Source organism: Nocardioides sp., assembly GCF_047607185.1.
Classification (GTDB): domain Bacteria; phylum Actinomycetota; class Actinomycetes; order Propionibacteriales; family Nocardioidaceae; genus Nocardioides.
The window spans coordinates 14,547-34,552 of the sequence record NZ_JASGDQ010000072.1 but is presented as its reverse complement, the minus strand read 5'-3'; the positions used below and the strand labels follow the sequence as shown (position 1 = coordinate 34,552).

The following is a 20,006-nucleotide window of genomic DNA, read 5'->3' as shown; positions in this document are numbered from 1 at the left end:
GGTGATTGACCGGGTCACGTTAACCGCTCACAGATGACGGAAACAGGCACGGAAGTGAACGTCGTGTAACTTCTGTTTCGGCATGACTCGACAGTTTCACCGGCGGCATCGGCGAGTCGCGACCGGGTGACAGGCTCAGGCTGCGCGCAGCGCGTCCCGCTGGCGCCAGACGCCGGCGAAGAACGCCGCGCCCGACCAGAGCGTGAGCACAACGGCGACCGCCAGGCAGGCCTGGAAGGCGTAGAACAGCACCTCTCCCGGGGTGTGGCACCACTCGGCGAGCTCCTTGTCCCGCAGCGGCAGCACCAGGCCACCGAGCGCGACCGCCTGGACCACGGTCTTGAGCTTGCCGAGCCGGTCGGCGGGGATGACGACCTTCTTCAGGATGGAGAGCCGCAGCAGGGTGACGCTCCACTCGCGCAACAACACGACGATGGTCACCCACCACCAGATGTCGCCGACGATCGAGAGCCCGATGAAGGCCATCCCGGTGATCGCCTTGTCGGCGATGGGGTCGGCGATCTTGCCGAAGTCGGTGACGAGACCGTGCTTGCGAGCGAGGTCGCCGTCGATCTTGTCGGTCACCATCGCCGCGACGAAGATCACCCAGGCCAGCGTGCGCAGCACCGCATTGTCGCCGCCGTCGGCCAGCAGCGCCCACCCGAAGAACGGCACCAGCACGATCCGCAAGGTGGTGAGGAGGTTGGGGACGTTCCAGTTGCTGACCTTCTGCTCGGCCATCACACCACCCTCGCGATCAGGTCGACGCCCTCGGTGCCGACGACCTCGGCGCGGACGACCTCGCCGACGGCCGGTGTCGAGTCGAGCAGGTAGGTGACGCCGTCGACCTCGGGGCCCTGGTGGGCCGCCCGGCCGGCGCACTCCTCGTCGGCGGACTCGACCAGCACCTCGACGTACTCTCCGACGCGCTCCTCGGCGCGCTGGGCGTTGAGGTCCTCGACCAAGGCCTGGACATGCTCCTGGCGGGCCCGGATCTCGTCCTCGTCGAGCTTGAGGTCGTCGGGGAAGCCGGCGGCCTCGGTGCCCTCCTCGTCGGAGTAGCCGAAGACGCCGGTGACGTCGAGCCGAGCGGCGGCCAGGAAGTCGCAGAGGATCTCCAGGTCCGCCTCGGTCTCGCCGGGGAAGCCGACGATGACGTTGGAGCGCACGCCCGCCTGGGGCGCAAGGGCGCGGACCTGGTCGAGCAGCCCCAGGAAGGAGTCGGGGTCGCCGAACCGCTTCATCCGGCGCAGCACCGCGTTGGCGGCGTGCTGGAAGGAGAGGTCGAAGTACGGCGCCACGCCCGGCGTGGTCGCGATGGCCTGGATCAGGCCGGGGCGGGTCTCGGCGGGCTGCAGGTAGGAGACCCGGACCCGCTCGATGCCCTCGACCGCGGCGAGCTCGGGCAGCAGCGTCTCCAGCAGTCGCAGGTCGCCCAGGTCCTTGCCGTAGGACGTGGAGTTCTCGCTGACCAGGAAGAGCTCCTTGACGCCCTGCTGGGCCAGCCACTGAGCCTCGTGGAGCACGTCGCTGGGCCGGCGGCTGACGAAGGAGCCGCGGAAGGACGGGATGGCGCAGAAGGTGCAGCGGCGGTCACAGCCGCTGGCGAGCTTGAGCGGCGCCCAGGGGCCGTCGTCCAGCCTGGTCCTGATCTCGTCGAAGCCAGGGGTGACCACGGTACTGGCGTCACGCTCGACCGGGCTGATGGGGAGCAGCAGCCGCCGATCGCTGGGGGTGTGCGGATGGTGGGCCTCGCCGGCGACGACGGCGCGCAGCTTGGCGGCGATGTCGGGGTAGTCGTCGAAGCCCAGCACGGCGTCGGCCTCGGGCAGCGAGTCGGCCAGCTCTTTGCCGTAGCGCTCGGCCATGCAGCCAACCGCGACGACCGCTTGGGCCTTGCCCGTCTCCTTGAGGTCGGCGGCCTCCAGCAGGGTGTCGACGGAGTCCTTCTTGGCCTGCTCGACGAAGCCGCAGGTGTTGACGACGACGGTGTCGGCCTCCGCCGGATCGCTGACCAGCCGGAACCCGCCGGCAGCCAGTCGTCCCGCCAGCTCCTCGGAGTCGACCTCGTTGCGGGTGCACCCCAGGGTCACCATCGCGACGGAGAGCTGGTCGCTGATCTGTTCGGTCGTCATGTCCTCGCCAGCCTAGTGTCGTGCCCGCCGAGCCGTCGCATCCTGACACCCCACCCTGGGTGAGCAGCCCCAAACTGACACCCCAACCCCGGTGAGCAGCCCCAAACTGACAAAGAAGCCTTGTCAGTTTGCGACCGGTCACCATTGACGTGGTGTCAGTTTGGGGCTGCTCACCGCTGATCTTGAGTCAGTTTGGGGCTGCTCACTTGGAGGCGGTGTAGGTCTGCTGGGCGGCGGCGCCGGTCTCCCCCAAAGCCGTCGCCGCGGCGCCGTCGACGGAGACCGTGACGGAGCCGTCGGAGGACTGCACCCGTACCGGTGGGGAGGCCTGGAGGGTCTTGGACTCGCCGAAGGCGAGGCTGCCGTTGAAGACAACGTCGCCCTTGCCGTCCCGGACCACCACCTCCGCCCCGCCGCTGGCGGCGGTGATCACGACCGGCACGGCGGCAGCCGCGTTGCCATAGGGGTTGGTGGTGCCCGCGGAGCCGCTGGACAGGCTGATCGCCGAGTCGGTCGGCTTCGAGGAGTCGTTGAAGACCAGTCGGGCGATCGACCAGGCCAGCACGATCGCCATCACCGCGGCGACCAGGACCGACCAGTTCGGGCCACCCTTGAGCCGACGGATCGGGCCGCCGGCGCCGGTGGCCAGCTCGGCCTCGAAGACGCGGCGGGCGTCGATGGGGCTGTCGGCATAGGTCGTGTCGTAGCTGGCGAGCAGGGGGCCAGCGTCGACGCCGAGCACGCGGGCCAGGGTGCGCAGGTGGCCGCGGGCGTAGAAGTCGCCACCGCAGGGCGCGAAGTCGTCGACTTCAATTGCCTCGATGACATGCGGCCTGATCCGGGTGCGCTCGGCGAGCTGGTCGACGGAGAGCCCGATCCGCTCCCGGGCGGCGGCCAGGTCCGGGCCGATGATGGGGTCGAGTGCGAGCTCAGGTCCGTCCTCCGCCAGCTCGACGAACGGCTCGGCGTCCAAGCCGACGTACGGATCCTCGGCGCGCCGCAGTTCGCCCACCTCGGGCAGCTCCGACCCGGTCCTGCCGGACTCGTCGTGGTCGATCCGGAGCGCGTTGGCGCCAAGGACGGTGAGATCCCGGTCCCGGCTGATCTCCGCACGGACCGCGACGGTCGGCTCGCGCAGCGGCGAGGGCGTGGGACTGGCGACCAGCGGCCGCTCGGCGGTCTCGGAGATGGTGGAGGACACGTCGGCGGGATCCTCCTCGGCGCCGATCCCCGGGTCGATCTCGACGACGGTGGTCGCCTCGCCCGCCAGGCCGGCGAGCCACGAGGACAGCTCGGCACCGCCTCCGAGAACCGTGGTGGTCAGCCCGAGCGGCAGCGCGAACGGAGCGCCGTAGAGTGCGGTGGAGACCCTCGTATGGCGGCGAGCCGCCGCGGAGAGCGCCTCGACCTGGGCCTGCTCCTGACGCGGCAGCAGCACCAGCCGACCATCGCGCCACCAGGACGTCCGGGGCTGGTGCTCGACCTCCTCCAGGTCGCTCCACGGCATCCCCTGCCAGGCCCGACCCAGCCGCAGCCGTACGCCGAGCGGGTCGGCGACCAGCAGCGGCGTCCTGGAGTCCCAGGCGCTCCACAGCTGGCCGGCCGCGAGAGCGGCGAGCACCAGTCCCACCACCACGTCGACCGGGCCGTGATGACGGATCAGGAAGGCCAGTGCCACGACCGCAGCGAGGCCGCCGACGACGGCGGTGAGCCGCCCGTTGCGGCCGATCTCGACGGTCGGGCCGACCGCCTCGGCGTCCTCGACGATGTCGGTCAGGACCTCTGAGTCCGTCGGCACGGGTGGATGCGCCGGCGGCGCGGATGCGGGTCCGGCGTACTGCGGGATCTGGTCCTTCTGTTCGCTCACAGCTCCCCCTGCAATGTCGCGAGAACACTGTCGAGCTCGTCGGGCTTGACGAGCACGTCACGCGCCTTCGAGCCCTCGGAAGGGCCGACCACTCCGCGGCTCTCCATGATGTCCATCAGCCGGCCCGCCTTGGCGAAGCCGACCCGGAGCTTGCGCTGCAGCATCGAGGTGGACCCGAACTGCGTCGAGACGACCAGCTCGATCGCCTGGACCACCAGCTCGAGGTCGTCGCCGAGGTCGTCGTCGAGCTCCCGCTTGGAGGAGGCCGGCACGGTGACGTCCTCGCGGTAGCTCGGCTCCAGCTGTGCCTTGCAGGCCTTCACCACGCCGTGGATCTCGGCCTCGCTCACCCAGGACCCCTGCACTCGGATCGGCTTGGAGGAGCCCATCGGCAGGAACAGCCCGTCGCCCTGGCCGACCAGCTTCTCGGCGCCCGGCTGGTCGAGGATGACGCGGGAGTCGGCCAGCGAGGAGGTGGCGAACGCCAACCGAGACGGCACATTGGCCTTGATCAAGCCGGTGACGACGTCGACCGAGGGCCGTTGGGTCGCCAGCACCAGGTGGATGCCGGCGGCGCGCGCCAGCTGGGTGATGCGGACGACCGCGTCCTCGACGTCGCGAGGGGCGACCATCATCAGGTCGGCGAGCTCGTCGACGATGACGAGGAGATAGGGGTACGGCGTCAACACCCGCTCCGAGCCCGGCGGAACCTCCACCTTGCCGGCCCGGACCGCCTTGTTGAAGTCGTCGACGTGCCGGAAGCCGAAGTTGGCCAGGTCGTCGTAGCGCAGGTCCATCTCGCGCACGACCCAGGCCAGTGCCTCCGCGGCCTTCTTCGGGTTGGTGATGATCGGGGTGATCAGGTGCGGCACGCCCTCGTAGGCGTTGAGCTCGACCCGCTTGGGGTCGACCATGATCATCCGTACCTCGTCGGGGGTGGCCCGCATCAGGATCGAGGTGATCATCGAGTTGATGAACGAGGACTTGCCGGAGCCGGTGGCGCCGGCCACCAGCAGGTGCGGCATCTTGGCCAGGTTGGCGACCACGAAGCCGCCCTCGACGTCCTTGCCGAGCCCGGCCACCATCGGGTGGTGGTCGGCGCGCGCGGTGTTGGAGCGAAGCACGTCACCGAGGGAGACGATCTCCTTGTCGGTGTTGGGGATCTCGATGCCGATCGCCGACTTGCCGGGGATCGGGCTGAGGATCCGCACGTCGGCGCTGGCGACGGCGTAGGCGATGTTCTTGCTGAGCGCGGTGACCTTCTCGACCTTGACCGCCGGGCCGAGTTCGACCTCGTAGCGGGTAACCGTCGGACCGCGGGTGTAACCGGTGACCGAGGCGTCGATGCCGAACTCGTCGAGCACGCCGGTGAGCCGGTCGACCACGTCGTCGCTGGCCTTGGACCGCGGCTTGTGCGGCGAGCCCGGCTTGAGCAGGTCGTTGCCGGGTAGCGTGTAGGTGACGTCGCCGGCCAGGGTGAGCTGCTCGACGCGGGGCGGCAGCGGGGTGTGCGGCGGCGGCTCCAACTCGGTCTTGGTGTCCGGCTTGGGCTCGACCGGCCTGGTCCGACGTACCGTCGGCTCGCCCGGCGCGGGAGCCACCGCCTCGGCCTCCTCGGCCGGGAACGGGTCGTCGGCGAAGAGGTCGTCGAGGCTGACCTTCGTGAGCTCGCTCTTGCGCCGCTGACGCCCCTCCTCGACCAGCGGGGTGTCGTAGGCGGGGTCACCCATGTCGGGATCGATGAAGCTGTCTGTGTCGTTGCCGAGCGCCGCCTTGCGCTTGCGCTTGGCGACCGGCTGGGTGTCGTGGGGGCCGACCCTGAACTCGTCGTCCTCGTGGTAGCCCATCAGCCGGTCGCGGAGCGCGCCGAGCTTGTGCGGCACCTGGTACAGCGGCGTCGAGGTCACCACCAGCACGCCGAAGAAGGCCAGCAGCACAAGCAGCGGCACCACGACGTACGACGAGCGGAGCAGGTCGAGCAGCAGCGCGCTGACGACATAGCCGACGGCTCCCCCGGCGCCCTGCAGTGCGTCGGCGTTCCCTCCCTGCGGCTGCGGGTTGCCGTTGGCGATGTGTACGACGCCGAGCACGCCCAGGCCGATGGCGCTCCAGCCGACCACCTGGCGACCGGCCGGTCCGGTGGCGATCGGGTCGCGCATGGTGCGGAGGCCGACATAGACCAGTGCCAGCGGCACCAGCCAGCCGACCTTGCCGACGGTGCCGGTGACCACGCTGCGCACGAAGCCCAGCACGCCACCCTCGATGCCGAACCAGACCGCGCCGGCGACCACCAGCGCGCAACCGAGCACGAACAGCCCGGCGCCGTCGCGGCGGTGCTCGGGGTCGAGGTCACGGGCGGTGTGGCCGATGCCGCGGGCGAGCGACCCGATGCCGTGGGCGATGGCCAGCCAGATCGCCGCGACGCCCCGGAAGAGAGCGAGGAACAGGCCGGCCACCGGACCGCGTCCGGTGCGGACGGCGCGGGGGGCCGGCCGGCGTGCGGCGCTGCCGCGCGCGGCTGGCTTGCGCGCCGTCGTACGGGACGCTGATCGCTTGACGGCTGCAGAACCTGTGCTGCGGGTGCGCGTGCTCGAGCCCTTCCCCCCACCTGTGGAGGAGGACGTGCCCTTGCTTCGCGAACCCGCCGGGGAAGACGTACGGGTCGCCATGAGACCAACCTATTTCACAGTCACACCAGTCACACGCATCACAGGAGTGCGTGTCGCAAACGCCGAGTCGGCAGAAGTGCTGGTCCCAGAGGTGCCGAGTCGGCAGAAGTGCAGGTCCTCAACACGCCGAGTCGGCAGAAGTGCAGGTACCGGGCCTGCACTTGTGCCGACTCGAGCCTCCTCAGAGTCACACTTCTGCCGACTCGGGCCTCCTCAGACCAGCACTTCTGCCGACTCGGCTCAGGCCTCGAGGACCACGGGGATGATCATCGGCCGGCGGCGGTGGGTGTCGGACACCCATCGGCCGATGACCCGGCGAACGATCTGCTGCAGCTGATAGGTGTCGGTGACGCCCTCGCCGATGGCGGCGTTCACCGCGTCCACGATCGGCTGGCTGATCTCGTCGAAGGCCCCCGGCTCCCAGGCGTTGCCGCGGGCGTGGATCTCGGGACCGCCGGCCACCTTCCCGCTCACCGAGTCGACCACCACGATGATCGAGATGAAGCCCTCCTCGCCGAGGATGCGGCGGTCTTTGAGCTCGGACTCGGTGATGTCGCCGACCGACTGGCCGTCCACGAAGACGTAGCCGCAGTCGACCTTGCCGGCGATCCGGGCGGCCCCGTCGACCAGGTCGACGACGACGCCGTCCTCGGCGATGACGACGTTGTCGATGCCGACCGCCCGCGCCAGGTCGCCATTGGCCAGCAGGTGCCGGATCTCGCCGTGCACCGGCAGCACGTTGCGGGGACGTACGACGTTGTAGCAGTAGAGCAGCTCGCCGGCCGAGGCGTGGCCGGAGACGTGCACCAGCGCGTTCCCCTTGTGGACCACCTTGGCGCCGAGCCGGGCCAGGCCGTTGATGACGCGGTAGACGGCGTTCTCGTTGCCGGGGATGAGCGAGGAGGCCATCAGCACGGTGTCGCCGGGCTCGATCCGCACGAAGTTGTGGGAGCGCTGTGCGATCCGGCTCAGCGCCGACATCGGCTCGCCCTGCGAGCCGGTGGAGACCAGCACCTGCCGGTCCGGCGGCAGGTCGGCGAGGGTCTTGGCCTCGACCAGCACCCCGGGCGGCACGTGCAGATAGCCGAGCTCGGCGGCGATCTGCATGTTGCGAACCATCGAGCGGCCGACGTACCCGACCTTGCGGCCGTGCTGAGCGGCGGCGTCGAGGATCTGCTGGACCCGGTGGATATGGGAGGCGAAGCAGGCCACGATGATGCGCTGCTCGGACTCGCGGAAGACCTGCTCGACTGCCGGGGTGATCTTGCGCTCGGAGGTGGTGAAACCGGGCACCTCGGCGTTGGTGGAGTCGGTCAGGAAGAGGTCGACGCCCTCCTCCCCCAGCCGGGCGAAGGCGCGTAGGTCGGTGATCCGGCCGTCGAGCGGCAGCTGGTCCATCTTGAAGTCGCCGGTGGCCAGCGCCAGGCCGGCGCCGGTGCGGATCGCGACCGCGAGCGCGTCCGGGATGGAGTGGTTGACCGCCACGAACTCCAGGTCGAAGGGGCCGAAGGAGATCCGGTCGCCCTCCTTGACGACGTGCTGGACCGTCTGACGCAGCCGGTGCTCGCGCAGCTTGGACGCCGTCAGCGCCAGGGTCAGCCGGGAGCCGACCAGGGGGATGTCCTGGCGCTCCCGCAGCAGGTAGGGCACCGCGCCGATGTGGTCCTCGTGCCCGTGGGTGAGTACGACGGCCTCGATGGCGTCGAGCCGGTCCCGGATCGGTCCGAAGTCGGGCAGGATCAGGTCGACACCGGGGTGGTGATCCTCGGGGAAGAGCACGCCGCAGTCGAGGACGAGCAGCCTGTCGTCGTACTCGAAGACGGTCATATTGCGACCGACCTCGCCGAGCCCGCCGAGGGGAATGACCCGCAGGGCTCCCTTCTCCAGTGGTGCAGGCGCGGAGAGCTCCGGATGCGGGTGTGACATGCGTGTCCTAACGAATCAGAGGAGGCCGGCGGCGGCCAGGCCGTCGCGCAGCGCGGAGAACTCGGCGTCGTCCAGCGGCACCAGCGGCGAGCGGACGACGCGGTTGTCGAGGACGCCGAGCGCCTGGAGTGCCGCCTTGGCGGTGGTGGCGCCGTAGTTGGGCACGCCCATGAGCGAGCCGTAGGCCGGCTGGAGCTGGGCGTTGATCTTCTGCGCGGTGGTGAGGTCGCCGGAGAGGAAGGCCTGGATCATCGCGCGGATCTCGTTGCCGGCGGCATGGGCGACGACGGAGACGACACCCACCGCGCCGTAGGCGAGGAAGCCGAGGGTGAGCGGGTCGTCGCCGGAGTAGACGGCGAAGCCGAGGTCGGTGAGCAGCACCACCTGGGTGGGGTCGCCGGCGGCGTCCTTGACCGCCGCGACGCGGCCCCAGGTGGCGATCTCCCGGTAGGTGTCCGCAGCGATCTTGGTGCCGGTGCGGCCGGGAATGTCGTAGAGCATGATCGGCGCCGTGGTGGCGTCGGCGACCTGCTTGAAGTGGTGCAGCAGGCCAGCCTGGCCGGGCTTGCTGTAATAGGGCGTCACCAGCAGCAGGCCGTCGGCCCCGTTGGCCTCGGCCTGGGCGGCCAGCTCCAGGGTGGTCTTGGTGTCGTTGGTGCCGACGCCCGCCACCAGGGTGAGGCTGTCGCCGACGGCCTCGCGGACCGCGCGGAAGATCAGCCCGTCCTCCTCGACGGTGGTCGTCGGGGACTCACCGGTGGTGCCGGAGACGACGATGCCGTCGTGGCCGTGCTCCGCCAGATGCTCGGCGACCTTCTTGACTCCGTCGAAGTCAACCGTCCCGTCCTGCTTGAAGGGCGTGACCATCGCGGTCAGGAGAGTGCCGAACGGAGCGGTCGCGGTCATGGCCCCAGGGTATCGCCACTCGTCCCGCAAGCCTCACTCCACGAGCCTCACACGTGCGGCATGACCTCCGCCGCGACCAGGCGCAGGTGGTCGAGGTCGGCCAGGTCCAGCACCTGCAGGTAGATCCTCTCGGCGCCGATCTCGGCGAAGGAGCGCAGCCGCTCGACCGCCTCCTCGGGGGTGCCGGCGGCGCCGTTCTCCCGCAGCTCGGCAGGCTCGCGGCCGATCGCCCGGGCGCGGGCCTCGACCTCGGCCTCGTCGGCGCCGACGCAGACCACCTGGGCCGCCGACATCGTCAGCGTGGCGCGGCCGCGGCCTCGCTCGTCGGCGACGCGGTAGACCCGGTCGAAGCGCTCCTGGGTGTCGGCGACGCTGCTGAACGCGACGTTGAACTCGTCGGCGTACCTCACCGCGAGCTCCGGGGTACGACGCCTGCCGGCACCGCCGACGATGACCGGGACGTGCGGCTGGGCGGGCTTGGGAAGCGCCGGGCTGTCGCTGAGCCGGTAGTGCTCGCCGGCGAAGTCGAAGGTCTCCCCGGCCGGCGTGCTCCACAGCCCGGTGATGACGGCGAGCTGCTCCTCGAACCGGTCGAAGCGCTCCTTGACCCCCGGGAACGGGATGCCGTACGCCGCGTGCTCGGCGTCGAACCAGCCCGCACCGAGTCCGAACTCCACCCGGCCCCGAGACATCTGGTCGACCTGCGCGACCTGGATCGCCAGCACGCCGGGGTGTCGGAAGGTGGCGCTGGTGACCAGCGTGCCGAGCCGGATCGTCTCGGTCTCGCGGGCCAGCCCGGCCAGCGTCGTCCAGGCGTCGGTCGGCCCGGGCAGGCCGTCGACGTCGCCCATCTTGAGGTAGTGGTCGGAGCGGAAGAACGCCCCGCAGCCGAGGCTTTCGGCCTCCTTCGCGAGGGTCAGCAGGTCGTCGTAGGTCGCCCCCTGCTGGGGCTCGGTGAAGATGCGCAGCTCCATGGCGCCCACCCTACGAGCCCGCGAGCTCCGCATCGGAGCGCAGGATGCAGAACTCGTTGCCCTCCGGGTCGGCCATGACGACCCAGCCGCTGCCCGGTCCGTGGATGCCGCGCAGGTCGGCGACCACGGTGGCGCCGAGGGCGACCACGGCCTCGACCTCCTCGTCGCGAGTGCGCTCACGCGGGCGCAGGTCGAAGTGGAGCCGGTTCTTGACCGCCTTCTCCTCCGGGACCTCGATGAACAGCACCCGGTGCCCGGTCTCGGGGTCGAGGATCAGGCACAACTCGTGCCCCGGCTCGTTGGGGTCGTCGGGCAGCTCGGTGTAGTCCAGCAGCCCCTTCCACCACTCGGAGAGCTCGTAGGCGTTGCGGCAGTCGACACTGGTGTGGGCGATGTACGACGTCATGCCCCCACCCTGGCCGGGCCCCGGCAGCCTCCGCAACCGGGTTAGCGACGCTCCAGGAAGACGCGGTCGTAGGCCTCGTGGGGCTCGCGGGCGGTCTCGATCCAATCGGTCTCGTCATAGGCCGGATAGGTCACGTCGCCGGATGGCGAGAGGTGGACGCGGGTGAGGACCTGCTCGTCGGCGTGGGGCAGCGCGGCGGCGTAGACCTGGGCCCCACCGGCGACCATGACGTCGCCGGGCATCCCCGCCGCGAGTGCCAGCGCGTCCTCGAAGGAGGCCGCGGTCAGCACGCCGTCGTAGGACCAGGAGGGATCGCGGGTCAGCACGATCGTGGTCCGGCCGGGCAGCGGCCGGCCGATGGCCTCGAAGGTGGTCCGACCCATCACCAGCGTGTGGCCCAGGGTGAGCGCCTTGAACTCCGCCTGCTCCCCCGGGATCGACCACGGGATGTCGGGCCCGTGGCCGATGACGCCGTTGTCGGCCACCGCCGCCACCAGCACGACCCGCTTTCTTGGCACCTCGAACACGCTCTCAGACAGAAATGGGGGCCTTGATGCCCGGCTGGGGGTCGTAGCCCTCCACCACGATGTCCTCGAGCTCGAAGGCGTCGATCTCCTTCACCTCCGGGTTGAGCACCAGCCGGGGCAGCGGCCGGGGCTCGCGAGTCAGCTGCAGCCGCGCCTGGTCGAGGTGGTTGAGGTAGAGGTGGGCGTCGCCCAGGGCGTGCACGAAGTCCCCGACGCCGAGGCCGGTGACCTGGGCGACCATGTGGGTGAGCAGGGCGTACGACGCGATATTGAACGGCACACCGAGGAAGACGTCGCCGCTGCGCTGGTAGAGCTGGCAGCTGAGCCGGCCGTCCGCGACGTAGAACTGGAAGAGCGAGTGGCACGGCGCCAGCGCCATCTCGGGGATCTGGACGGGGTTCCAGGCCGAGACGATGTGGCGGCGACTGTCGGGGTCGAGGCGGAGCTGGTCGATCACCGTCGCGAGCTGGTCGAGGTGCTGCCCGTCGGGGGCGGGCCAGGACCGCCATTGCGCGCCGTAGACCGGACCGAGGTCGCCGTTCTCGTCGGCCCACTCGTCCCAGATGGTGATGCCGCGCTCCTGCAGCCAGCGCACGTTGGTGTCGCCGCGCAGGAACCACAGCAGCTCGCCGAAGACCGACCGGGTGTGGACGCGCTTGGTCGTCAGCAGCGGGAAGCCGTCGTCGAGCCGGAACCGCATCTGGTGCCCGAACACGCTCAGCGTGCCGGTGCCGGTGCGGTCACCCTTCTCGACGCCCTCGTCGAGGACGCGCTGCACCAGGTCGAGATATTGCCGCACAGGGTGAGCCTAGTTCAGATCGCGACGGTGCCGGTGATGGTCGTCAGCGTGTCCCCGCCCACCCAGATCACGCCCGCCGCGTCGGTGTCGACATGGATGCGGCCGGCCCGGCCCAGGGCACGCCCCTGGGCCGCGACGTACGACGGCGGCAGGACGCCGCTCGTCGTGAGCCACTGTGCCAGCGAGGCGTTGAGAGAGCCGGTGACCGGGTCCTCGGTGACGCCCATCGCCGGCCGGCAGAAGGCGCGCACCTCGATCGCGCACTCGGCGCCGGCCGGGTGGTGGCCGACGACGCCGACCTCGGCGGGCAGGGCGGCGAAGTCGGGGCGCAGGGCGAGCACCTCCTCGGCGCTGGCCAGCCGTACGCCGACCCAGCCCGGTCCGTTGTCGGCCCAGGCGGCGTCCAGCACGTCGTCGCGGTCGATGCCGAGCGCGGCGACGATGTCGTCGAGCAGGTCGGCCGCGACCGGTCCGGAGCGCAGCAGCGGCGGGGCCGCGAAGGCGAGCCGGTCGGTACGACGCAACCGGACCAGCCCGACGCCGCACTCCTGCACCACCCCGGCACCGCGCGGCACGCCGCCGGCCTCCAGCCAGGCGTGCGCCGACCCGAGCGTCGGATGGCCCGCGAACGGCAGCTCGCCGCCCGGGGTGAAGATGCGCAGCCGGTAGTCGGCCTCCGGCTCGGTGGGTGCGAGCAGGAAGGTGGTCTCCGAGAGGTTGGTCCAGCGCGCGAAGGCGGCCATCTCGTCGTCGGCGAGTCCGTCGGCGTCGTGGACGACCGCGACCGGGTTGCCCAGCAGCGGGGTCGCGGCGAAGACGTCGACCTGGCGGAGCTGTCTCATGCCTCGAGCGACATCGGGCCGTAGACGTCGCGGTCGTGCTCGACCAGGATCACCGCGGTGACGCCGAGGTCGGCCAGCTCGTGCCAGATCTCGCCGAGCCACGACTCGGCGTCGCCCTGGGAGACGAACCGCTGGTCGCCGTACTCCTCGGCCACGGCGACCTCGGACCCGGCCGCGTCGAGCAGCCGCCAGCACCAGGGGCGCTCGGCGGGCGCCGGCTGGCGGAAGGTGGGCGGCAGGTCGGGCAGTGACATCAGCTCTCCCTCACGGACGGGTCGACGAACGGCGGCGGGGTGACCTGGAAGATCTCGCGGCGACCGCGCACGTCGACGGCCACCTCCGCATCGGGGTCGACGACGGTGGAGACCAGCGCCAGCCCGATCCCCTTCTTCCGGGTGGGGCTGAAGGTGCCCGAGGTGACCTCGCCGACGGGGACGTGCTCGGAGAGGAAGACCTGCTGGTGCGGCCGCGGGATGCCCCGTCCGGTGGCCACGATGCCGCGCAGGATCAGCCGGGGACCCGTCTCCTTCTCGGCCAGGACCGCGTCCCGGCCCCAGAAAGCGGCCTTCTTCCAGCCGACCGCCCAGCCCAGTCGCGCCTGGTTGGGGGTGACCTGGAGGGAGATGTCCTGGCCGTGCAGCGGATAGCCCATCTCGGTGCGTAGCGTGTCGCGGGCGCCGAGGCCGCACGGCAGGATGCCGAACTCCTCCCCCGCCGCCAGGATCTGGTCCCACAGTTCGCCGGCGATGTCGTTCTTGGCGATCAGCTCGTAGCCGCGCTCGCCGGTGTAGCCGGTCCGGCAGACGACCACGTCGAGCGCGCCGAACTCGGCCCGCACGAAGCTCATGTAGTCGTGGCCGACCGGCAGGCCGACCTTCGCCAGCGTCTCGTCGGACCTGGTGCCCTGCACCGCGATGACCGCGTAGTCGTGGTGGTGGTCGGTGATGGTGACGCCCTCGGGCGCGACCGCGGCCAGGCGTCGTACCACCTCCGCGGTGTTGGCGGCGTTGGGCACCAGCAGCACGTGCCGGTCGTCGAGGTAGTAGGCGATGAGGTCGTCGACGATGCCGCCGGTCGCGTCGTCGAGGCAGAGGGTGTACTGCGCCTTGCCCGGCGGGATCCGGTCGAGGTCGTTGGAGAGCGTCTGGTTGACCAATTCCTTCGCGCCCGGGCCGGTGATCAGCACCTTGCCCAGGTGGCTGACGTCGAAGACGCCGACCGACTCGCGCACGGCGGCATGCTCCTTGAGCACCCCGGAGTACTCCACCGGCATGGACCAGCCACCGAACTCGGCGAACTTGGCGCCCAGCGCGACATGGCGGTCGTGGAGCGGCGACTGGGACAGGTCTGCCTGAGGTTCGGCCATGCCCGAAACCTACCGTCACCTAGGCTCCGCAACCATGACCGCCACCTACTCCCTTCGTACCGCCAGCCCGGCCAAGACCCGCGCCGAGGCGGTTGTCGTCGGCGTGCTGCAGGACGGCAGCTCGCCGCGGCTGGCGCCGGGTGCCGAGGACGTCGCCGAGGCGCTCGGCCGCCGGCTCCGGCCGCTGCTCGCGACCCTCGGCGTGACCGGCCGGCAGGGCGAGGTCACCCGGCTGCCCGCCGGCGACGCGCTGGCCACACAGCTGCTGGTGCTGGTGGGGCTGGGCGGCGAGGTCAGTCCCGATGCGGTACGGCGGGCGGCCGGCGCGGCGGCTCGGGCCGTCCCCAACGCCACCTCGGTGGCGGTCGCGCTCCCCGCCGACACCGCCGAGCTGGTCCGCGCGGTGACCGAGGGGCTGATGCTGGGCGGCTACGCCTTCACCGCCTACAAGCAGTCGACCGAGTCGGCCGCGCCCGGCGACGTGATCGTGCTCAGCCCGGGTGCCCGCCGCCGCGAGATCGCCGAGTCCTTCGAGCGGGCGAGGGTCGTCGCGGCGGCGGTCAACGCCACCCGGGACTGGGTGAACACCCCGCCCGCGGACCTCACCCCACCGGCCTTCGCCGAGGCCATCGCAGCAGCGGTCAAGGCCCACAACGCCGGCAAGCCGGCCACCCGGATCGGCATCACCGTCCACGACGAGGGGGCGCTGGCCGAGCTCGGCTGCGGCGGCATCCTCGCCGTCGGCCTCGGCTCGGCCGCGCCGCCACGGCTGGTGGAGCTCACCTACGACCCGGCCGGTCCCAGCAGCCATGTCGCCCTGGTCGGCAAGGGCATCACCTTCGACTCCGGCGGGCTGTGGCTCAAGCCGGGCGGCTCGATGCGCGCGATGAAGCAGGACATGGCCGGCGCCGCCACCGTTCTACAGGTCGCGCTGGCGGCCTCCACGCTGGCGCTGCCGGTGCGCCTCTCGGTCTTCGTGCCGATCGCCGAGAACATGGTCTCCGGGTCCGCGATGCGGCCGGGCGACGTCGCGACCACGTACGGCGGCACCACGGTGGAGATCAGCAACACCGACGCCGAGGGCAGGCTGGTGATGGCCGACGCGCTGGTGCGGGCGACCGAGGTCCAGCCCGATGTCGTCGTCGACGTCGCCACCCTGACCGGCCACATGATCACCGCGCTCGGCGACCGGGTCACCGGCGTGCTCGGCACGCCCGAGGTGGTCGATGGGCTGCTGGCGGCGGCCGAGGCGGCCGGCGAGGAGTCGTGGCCGATGCCGATCCCGCCGGTGATGGTCGAGCGGATCACGTCCTCGAAGGTCGCCGACCTGGCGCAGTACGACGGCATCCGGTGGGGCGGCGGCCTCTACGCGGCCGCGTTCCTGCGCGAGTTCACCGGCGGACTGCCCTGGGGACACCTGGACATCGCCGGGCCGGCGTACAACTCGGGGGGCGCGGTGGGTCACCTCACGCCCGGCGCGACCGGTGTCGCCGTGGCGACGCTGGTCGACTACCTGCGGTCACTCGCCTGACTTCTTGCGGCGGTTGTAGTCGCGCATCCGCTGGGGTACGCCGACCACGGCGGCGTCATAGGAGGGCACCTGGTGGTCGTTGCAGAAACGGTGCGCCCACTGCACGCTCGGCACCCGGCGTCGGGTCCACTCCCCGTCGTGGGCGACCAGCAGCAGGGTCACGTCGCTGACCGCGGTGCGCGGCTCGACGAACCCCTCCACGCCCTTGCGCTGGGTCAGCCACTCGGTCAGATGGGTCACGTCGGTCGTGTCGGCGGCACGCACCCGCGTCGAGCCGGTGCGGAAGCCGTCACGAGCGGGACCCCTGGTACGGGGCGAGGAGCCGCGGCGGAAGCGGTCGAGGAACGACATGGGACAAGTGTGCCCGGCCGGAGGGCGCGATGTGGCCGGACTCGGACACACAGACCCGGAAAGACGGGGGTGGTCTGAGGGTGCAAAGATGTGTGGCGGCGCTTATCAGCGGAACAACATCACAGGCGAGCGAAGGAACTCCATGACCACCGAAGTAACTCTTCCGGCACTCGGCGAGTCCGTCACCGAGGGCACGGTCACCCGCTGGCTCAAGCAGGTCGGCGACACCGTCGCCGTCGACGAGCCGCTGCTCGAGGTCTCCACCGACAAGGTCGACACCGAGATCCCCTCGCCCGTCGCCGGCACCCTGCTCGAGATCCGTGCTAACGAGGACGACACCGTCGAGGTCGGCGCGGTCCTCGCCGTGGTCGGTGCCGCCGACGAGGCCGGCCCCGCCGCCCCGGCGGCCGCTGCCCCGGCGCCCGCTGCCCCGGCGGCCGAGGAGCCCGCGGCTCCCGCCGCCGAGCAGCCCGCCGCGCCCGAGCCCACCGCCGTGGACAACGCCCCCGCTCCCGTCGCCGAGCCCGAGCCGGCCCCCGCCGCTGCGGCGGCTCCGGCTGCCGCTGCGGCCGGCACCTCCGTCACCCTGCCTGCGCTGGGCGAGTCGGTGACCGAGGGCACGGTCACCCGCTGGCTCAAGCAGGTCGGCGACACCGTTGCCGTCGACGAGCCGCTGCTCGAGGTCTCCACCGACAAGGTCGACACCGAGATCCCCTCGCCCGTCGCCGGCACCCTGCTGGCCATCAAGGTGGCCGAGGACGAGACCGTCGAGGTGGGTGCCGAGATGGCCGTGGTGGGTGACGCCTCCGCAGCGCCGACCCCTGCCGAGCCCGCTGAGCCTCCTGCGCCCGCCGCTCCTGCCCAGCCCGCCGCACCGGCACCCGCCGAGCCCGAGCCGGCGGCCCCAGCACCGGTAGTCTCCGTCGAGCCGGCTCCCGCGCCTGCCGAGCCCGCTCCGGCAGCCCCGTCGACACCGATTCCCGTCCCCGCTGCTCCCGCCGCCGAGACGTCTGCCGCTGAGTCGCCTGCACCGGCTGCTGCGGGTGACGGCCATGGCTATGTCACCCCGTTGGTCCGCAAGCTCGCCGCCCAGCACAGCGTCGACCTCGCGACCGTCACCGGCACCGGTGTCGGTGGCCGGATCCGCAAGGAGGACGTGCTCGCCGCCGCCGAGGCCGCCAAGACCCCTGCAACAGCTACCCCAGGAGGCGCCCCGGCCGCCCCGGCAGCGGCGTCTGCGGCGCCGTCGCCACTGCGCGGCACCACCGAGCCGCTCTCCCGGCTGCGCAAGGTCATCGCCGAGCGCATGGTCGCCTCGCTGCAGACCTCCGCCCAGCTGACCCAGGTCATCGAGGTCGACGTCACCAACATCGCCCGGCAGCGCGAGAGCCTCAAGGCTGACTTCCTCGCCCGTGAGGGCGTCAAGCTGACCTACCTGCCGTTCTTCGCCAAAGCCGCGATCGACGCCCTCAAGACCCATCCCAAGCTCAACGCCACCATCGACACCGAGGCCGGCACCGTCACCTACTACGACCGCGAGAACATCGCCTTCGCCGTCGACACCGAGAAGGGCCTGCTCACCCCGGTCGTCAAGGAGGCCGGCGACCTCTCGATCAGCGGCCTGGCCAAGAAGATCGCCGACATCGCCGCCCGCACCCGCTCCAACAAGATCACCCCCGACGAGCTCTCCGGCGGCACCTTCACCATCACCAACCTCGGCTCCTTCGGAGCACTCTTCGACACCCCCATCATCAACCAGCCCCAAGTCGCCATCCTCGGCCCCGGCGCAGTCGTCAAGCGCCCCGTCGTCATCGACGACGACGAGCTCGGCGAGACCATCGCGATCCGCTACATGGTCAACCTCGCGCTCACCTACGACCACCGCCTCGTCGACGGCGCCGACGCCGGCCGATTCCTCCAAGACCTCAAGAAGCGACTCGAGTCCGGCGCCTTCGACATCTGAGCCGAGTCGGCAGAAGTGCTGGCCCAGACAACGCCGAGTCGGCAGAAGTGCAGGTCTGAGCAACGCCGAGTCGGCAGAAGTGCAGGTCTGAGCAACCCCGAGTCGGCACAAGTGCTGGCGAGGTCCCCTCACACTTCTGCCGACTCGAGGCCCTGTGACCTCACACTTCTGCCGACTCGAGGCCCTGTGACCTCACACTTCTGCCGACTCGAGGCCCTGTGGACCAGCACTTCTGCCGACTCGCGCCGGGGGTAGGGTCGAGTGATGGTGCGGGTGCTGCTCTCCGGGTCCTCCGGCTTCCTCGGGAGCCGGCTCCATGCGGCGCTGGCCGAGCGCGGCCACCACGTCACGACGCTGGTACGACGAGAGCCGACCGGCCCTGACGAGAGCAGCTGGGACCCCGCGACCGGCACCCTGGATGCCGGCGTCGTCGAGCAGGCCGACGTCGTGGTCAACCTGGCCGGCAGCCCCACCCTGGGCAACCCGCACTCGAGGGCCTGGTCCGACGCCCTGCTGGAGAGCCGCGTCTCGACCACCACCGTCCTCGCCGAGGCGGTGGCCGCCGCTGACAGCAGGCCGGCGCTGCTCGCCGGCAACGCCGTCGGCTGGTACGGCGACCACGGCGCACAGCCGGTCGGCGAGGCCGCCGACAGCCGCGGCCACACCCTGATGACCCAGGTCTGCCGGGCCTGGCAGGAGGCCGCCACGGCCGCGGTAAGGGCCGGCGCCCGGGTGGCGTTCCTGCGCACGAGCCCGGTGATGGACCTGCGCAGCGCCCCGCTGAAGATGCTGGTGCCGCTGTTCCGGGCCGGCCTGGGCGCCCGGCTCGGCGACGGCCGGCAGCACATGCCGATGGTCTCGCTGCGCGACTGGGTCGGCGGCGTGGTCCACGTGCTGGAGGGCGACCTGGAGGGCCCGGTCAACCTGACCTGTCCACAGACGCCGACCAATGCGGAGTTCACCGCGACCCTCGCGAGGCTGCTGCATCGCAAGGCGCTGCTGCCCGCGCCGGCGCCCCTGCTCCGGCTGGCCGCCGGCCGGCTCTCCCCCGAGCTGCTCGGGTCGGTCGACGCCGTGCCCGAGGCGCTGCTCGGCGACGGCTATGCCTTCCGAGACGAGGATGTCGCCGCTGTGCTCACCGCCGGCTTGGACGCCCGCTGGCACACGCTCAGCTGACCGGCGCCGGGATCGCCCGCACCGAGGCGACCAGCCACTCCTCGCCGACCCGGCGGAGCTCGACATCGCGGTCCGCGATCGGCCCGGCCGGCAGCGGCTCGCTGACCCCCGCGCCGGTGGCTCGCGCCGCCGCGACCCGGTCGCGCACCCTCAGCAGCAGCCGGTCGGGCTCTTCCTCGATGACGTCGACGCCCAGCAGTTGGGTGGTCAGCCCCTCCACGACCAGGCCGCGAGCGGTCCATGCGGCCAGCATCGCCAGGTCGGCCTCGGCGGCCGGCGCGCCCTCGGCGTAGAGCCCCGCAAGCGCCTCGGCGTCGCCGGCGGCCCAGGCCGCCGCCCGCCGCTCGTCCCAGGCGCGCAGCACCTGTGCGGCGGTCGACTCCGAGCGCGGCCCCGGGGGCGAGGCCGAGGGCGAGGCCGAGCTCGGATCCGCACGGACCGGCGGCTCGGCACCCGGGCGAGCAGCCGGCCAGACCAGCACCACAAGGGCGGCCGTCAGTGCGGCCGCGACCAGGATCGCGGCGAGGAGCCGGGAGAGCAGACCGGAGTTGCGCATGGCACAGGCATA

General features: G+C 71.4%; 18 protein-coding genes. 3 read left to right on the top strand and 15 right to left on the bottom strand.

The window, feature by feature from the left end; all coding sequences use genetic code 11:
- Nucleotides 1-135: 135 nt before the first annotated feature.
- The 13 genes from pgsA to gcvT form a co-directional block, all read right to left on the bottom strand.
- The gene (gene pgsA, locus QM595_RS08175; RefSeq protein WP_415171050.1) at nucleotides 136-741 is read right to left on the bottom strand and encodes a CDP-diacylglycerol--glycerol-3-phosphate 3-phosphatidyltransferase; all 606 of its coding nucleotides are present in this window, start codon (nucleotides 739-741) and stop codon (nucleotides 136-138) included.
- Complete coding sequence (rimO, locus tag QM595_RS08170) at nucleotides 741-2,135, bottom strand: 30S ribosomal protein S12 methylthiotransferase RimO (RefSeq protein WP_415171049.1); 1,395 nt, start codon at nucleotides 2,133-2,135, stop codon at nucleotides 741-743. The genes pgsA and rimO overlap by 1 nt, the downstream gene beginning before the upstream one ends.
- A gap of 202 nt (nucleotides 2,136-2,337) precedes the next feature.
- Nucleotides 2,338-4,002: a RodZ domain-containing protein gene (locus QM595_RS08165; protein WP_415171048.1), complete on the bottom strand. Its 1,665-nt coding sequence runs from the start codon at nucleotides 4,000-4,002 to the stop codon at nucleotides 2,338-2,340.
- Nucleotides 3,999-6,671, bottom strand: coding sequence for a DNA translocase FtsK (locus QM595_RS08160; protein ID WP_415171047.1), 2,673 nt, complete (start codon nucleotides 6,669-6,671; stop codon nucleotides 3,999-4,001). Before QM595_RS08160 ends, QM595_RS08165 begins: the two co-directional genes overlap by 4 nt.
- Before the next feature lie 240 nt (nucleotides 6,672-6,911).
- Nucleotides 6,912-8,597 carry a ribonuclease J gene (locus QM595_RS08155; RefSeq protein ID WP_415171046.1) on the bottom strand — a complete coding sequence of 562 codons (1,686 nt, stop codon included), beginning with the start codon at nucleotides 8,595-8,597 and terminating at the stop codon, nucleotides 6,912-6,914.
- A gap of 15 nt (nucleotides 8,598-8,612) precedes the next feature.
- A complete protein-coding gene (gene dapA, locus QM595_RS08150) occupies nucleotides 8,613-9,503 on the bottom strand; it encodes a 4-hydroxy-tetrahydrodipicolinate synthase (RefSeq protein WP_415171045.1) in 891 nt (296 codons plus the stop codon).
- A 47-nt stretch (nucleotides 9,504-9,550) separates the two neighbouring features.
- Complete coding sequence (locus QM595_RS08145) at nucleotides 9,551-10,477, bottom strand: LLM class F420-dependent oxidoreductase (RefSeq protein ID WP_415171044.1); 927 nt, start codon at nucleotides 10,475-10,477, stop codon at nucleotides 9,551-9,553.
- A 10-nt stretch (nucleotides 10,478-10,487) separates the two neighbouring features.
- On the bottom strand, nucleotides 10,488-10,883 hold the full coding sequence (locus QM595_RS08140; RefSeq protein ID WP_415171043.1) for a VOC family protein: 396 nt from the start codon (nucleotides 10,881-10,883) through the stop codon (nucleotides 10,488-10,490).
- Nucleotides 10,884-10,924: 41 nt separating this feature from the next.
- Nucleotides 10,925-11,410, bottom strand: a complete 486-nt coding sequence (locus QM595_RS08135; RefSeq protein WP_415171042.1) for a dihydrofolate reductase — start codon at nucleotides 11,408-11,410, stop codon at nucleotides 10,925-10,927.
- A gap of 4 nt (nucleotides 11,411-11,414) precedes the next feature.
- The gene (locus tag QM595_RS08130; protein ID WP_415171041.1) at nucleotides 11,415-12,209 is read right to left on the bottom strand and encodes a thymidylate synthase; all 795 of its coding nucleotides are present in this window, start codon (nucleotides 12,207-12,209) and stop codon (nucleotides 11,415-11,417) included.
- A gap of 14 nt (nucleotides 12,210-12,223) precedes the next feature.
- Nucleotides 12,224-13,051 carry a PhzF family phenazine biosynthesis protein gene (locus QM595_RS08125; RefSeq protein WP_415171040.1) on the bottom strand — a complete coding sequence of 276 codons (828 nt, stop codon included), beginning with the start codon at nucleotides 13,049-13,051 and terminating at the stop codon, nucleotides 12,224-12,226.
- Complete coding sequence (locus tag QM595_RS08120) at nucleotides 13,048-13,305, bottom strand: hypothetical protein (RefSeq protein WP_415171039.1); 258 nt, start codon at nucleotides 13,303-13,305, stop codon at nucleotides 13,048-13,050. The genes QM595_RS08125 and QM595_RS08120 overlap by 4 nt, the downstream gene beginning before the upstream one ends.
- Nucleotides 13,305-14,417, bottom strand: a complete 1,113-nt coding sequence (gene gcvT, locus QM595_RS08115) for a glycine cleavage system aminomethyltransferase GcvT (RefSeq protein ID WP_415171038.1) — start codon at nucleotides 14,415-14,417, stop codon at nucleotides 13,305-13,307. The genes QM595_RS08120 and gcvT overlap by 1 nt, the downstream gene beginning before the upstream one ends.
- A gap of 34 nt (nucleotides 14,418-14,451) precedes the next feature.
- Here gcvT and QM595_RS08110 point away from each other — a divergent pair, with 34 nt between their 5' ends.
- The gene (locus QM595_RS08110) at nucleotides 14,452-15,948 is read left to right on the top strand and encodes a leucyl aminopeptidase (RefSeq protein ID WP_415171037.1); all 1,497 of its coding nucleotides are present in this window, start codon (nucleotides 14,452-14,454) and stop codon (nucleotides 15,946-15,948) included.
- On the opposite strand, the gene QM595_RS08105 is transcribed toward QM595_RS08110, so the two are convergent.
- Nucleotides 15,937-16,299 carry a hypothetical protein gene (locus QM595_RS08105; RefSeq protein ID WP_415171036.1) on the bottom strand — a complete coding sequence of 121 codons (363 nt, stop codon included), beginning with the start codon at nucleotides 16,297-16,299 and terminating at the stop codon, nucleotides 15,937-15,939. The genes QM595_RS08110 and QM595_RS08105 overlap by 12 nt on opposite strands.
- A 142-nt stretch (nucleotides 16,300-16,441) precedes the next feature.
- On the opposite strand from QM595_RS08105, the gene sucB reads away from it, so the two are divergent.
- Complete coding sequence (sucB, locus tag QM595_RS08100) at nucleotides 16,442-18,262, top strand: 2-oxoglutarate dehydrogenase, E2 component, dihydrolipoamide succinyltransferase (RefSeq protein WP_415171035.1); 1,821 nt, start codon at nucleotides 16,442-16,444, stop codon at nucleotides 18,260-18,262.
- A 264-nt stretch (nucleotides 18,263-18,526) separates the two neighbouring features.
- Nucleotides 18,527-19,438: a TIGR01777 family oxidoreductase gene (locus QM595_RS08095; protein ID WP_415171034.1), complete on the top strand. Its 912-nt coding sequence runs from the start codon at nucleotides 18,527-18,529 to the stop codon at nucleotides 19,436-19,438.
- On the opposite strand, the gene QM595_RS08090 is transcribed toward QM595_RS08095, so the two are convergent.
- Complete coding sequence (locus tag QM595_RS08090; RefSeq protein WP_415171033.1) at nucleotides 19,431-19,994, bottom strand: hypothetical protein; 564 nt, start codon at nucleotides 19,992-19,994, stop codon at nucleotides 19,431-19,433. The genes QM595_RS08095 and QM595_RS08090 overlap by 8 nt on opposite strands.
- Between the last annotated feature and the right edge of the window lie 12 nt (nucleotides 19,995-20,006).

What these genes read in the sequence shown, in the direction of transcription:
- pgsA (WP_415171050.1), bottom strand. Translation starts at nt 741, where the DNA reads ATGGCCGAGCAGAAGGTCAGCAACTGGAACGTCCCCAACCTCCTCACC.
- rimO (WP_415171049.1), bottom strand. Translation starts at nt 2,135, where the DNA reads ATGACGACCGAACAGATCAGCGACCAGCTCTCCGTCGCGATGGTGACC.
- QM595_RS08160 (WP_415171047.1), bottom strand. Translation starts at nt 6,671, where the DNA reads ATGGCGACCCGTACGTCTTCCCCGGCGGGTTCGCGAAGCAAGGGCACG.
- QM595_RS08155 (WP_415171046.1), bottom strand. Translation starts at nt 8,597, where the DNA reads ATGTCACACCCGCATCCGGAGCTCTCCGCGCCTGCACCACTGGAGAAG.
- dapA (WP_415171045.1), bottom strand. Translation starts at nt 9,503, where the DNA reads ATGACCGCGACCGCTCCGTTCGGCACTCTCCTGACCGCGATGGTCACG.
- QM595_RS08145 (WP_415171044.1), bottom strand. Translation starts at nt 10,477, where the DNA reads ATGGAGCTGCGCATCTTCACCGAGCCCCAGCAGGGGGCGACCTACGAC.
- QM595_RS08140 (WP_415171043.1), bottom strand. Translation starts at nt 10,883, where the DNA reads ATGACGTCGTACATCGCCCACACCAGTGTCGACTGCCGCAACGCCTAC.
- QM595_RS08125 (WP_415171040.1), bottom strand. Translation starts at nt 13,051, where the DNA reads ATGAGACAGCTCCGCCAGGTCGACGTCTTCGCCGCGACCCCGCTGCTG.
- QM595_RS08120 (WP_415171039.1), bottom strand. Translation starts at nt 13,305, where the DNA reads ATGTCACTGCCCGACCTGCCGCCCACCTTCCGCCAGCCGGCGCCCGCC.
- gcvT (WP_415171038.1), bottom strand. Translation starts at nt 14,417, where the DNA reads ATGGCCGAACCTCAGGCAGACCTGTCCCAGTCGCCGCTCCACGACCGC.
- QM595_RS08110 (WP_415171037.1), top strand. Translation starts at nt 14,452, where the DNA reads ATGACCGCCACCTACTCCCTTCGTACCGCCAGCCCGGCCAAGACCCGC.
- QM595_RS08105 (WP_415171036.1), bottom strand. Translation starts at nt 16,299, where the DNA reads ATGTCGTTCCTCGACCGCTTCCGCCGCGGCTCCTCGCCCCGTACCAGG.
- sucB (WP_415171035.1), top strand. Translation starts at nt 16,442, where the DNA reads ATGACCACCGAAGTAACTCTTCCGGCACTCGGCGAGTCCGTCACCGAG.
- QM595_RS08095 (WP_415171034.1), top strand. Translation starts at nt 18,527, where the DNA reads ATGGTGCGGGTGCTGCTCTCCGGGTCCTCCGGCTTCCTCGGGAGCCGG.
- QM595_RS08090 (WP_415171033.1), bottom strand. Translation starts at nt 19,994, where the DNA reads ATGCGCAACTCCGGTCTGCTCTCCCGGCTCCTCGCCGCGATCCTGGTC.